Source organism: Streptomyces sp. ActVer, assembly GCF_027270795.1.
Classification (GTDB): Bacteria; Actinomycetota; Actinomycetes; order Streptomycetales; family Streptomycetaceae; genus Streptomyces; species Streptomyces umbrinus_A.
This window is the reverse complement of record NZ_JAPWHT010000955.1, coordinates 1-945: the sequence shown is the minus strand read 5'-3', so window position 1 is coordinate 945 and position 945 is coordinate 1. Positions and strand designations below refer to the sequence as shown.

Annotated in this window: 1 pseudogene; it reads right to left on the bottom strand. The window is 76.5% G+C overall.

Annotation, left to right across the window (positions count from 1 at the left end):
• Positions 1 to 945 (bottom strand): annotated as a pseudogene (locus tag O3Q52_RS53575) (hypothetical protein); the annotation flags it as partial.

The following is a 945-nucleotide window of genomic DNA, read 5'->3' as shown; positions in this document are numbered from 1 at the left end:
TCGACCCGCCAGTCGCCCTCGGGATCGTCGCTCGCGGCGCCGGCGAGGCTCTTCAGGAGGGCCTCGGTGAACAGGCTGGAGCGCGTCGGCCAGGACGGGCGCCCCGGCGCGGTGCCAGAGTTCGAGGCGCACTCGCCCCAACTGGAGCCAGGACTCGGCCTGTACGCCGTCGGAGGCGGCCCGCACCGCCTGCCCCAGCAGATGCCGGCTCTCGTACAGGTCCGGCAGGAAGCCCAGGTGCCGGAACCGTTGGGCCAGCGCGCTCCCGATGAGCCCCTGGAGTCTGCCGCGCTGGGCGGACCGCGCGGGCAGGGCCTTGAGTGCCTCGCGCAGGACGTTCTCGGCGCGGTCGACGATGCCGGCGCCGTCCGGACGGGAGGAGCGCCGGAGCAGCGACTCGCCCCAGGCGGTGAGGAGTTCGCAGCGCCGGACGCTGTCCGGCGGGGCGAGCATGGCTGCCGTCTCGTACGCCTCGTCGGCCGCCGGGTGGTCGCCCGCGGCGTCGTGGAAGGCGGCCCGGGCGGCGAGACAGGACAGACGGAGGGCCGGGTCGTCGGCCGCGGCGCGTTCGGCGCGTACGAGGGCGTCGTGCGCCTCGGATCCGTCGGCCCCGGAGGCGTGCAGGGCGCGGGCGAGATCCAGCAGGGCAGGTCCGCGTACGGCGTCGGGGGCGCCCTCACTGTCCAACAGGGCGCATCCTTCGCGGAGTTCGGGTACCGCTTCCCCCGGCCGGTCCAGGTCCAGCAGCAGGCGTCCGCGGCGCAGCAGCCGCGCCCGGCGCAGGGGTGCGGGCCAGTGGGCGTCCGGGTCCGACGGGCCGCCGAGGACGCCGAGTGCGGCGGTGAGGTGTGCGGTGTCCGCGGTGAGGCGCCACAACTCGTGCCGGGACGCGGCGAGTTCCAGTGCGGCCTCGCTGCGGTGGGCGCTGCCGGCCGGTGCCGGGCA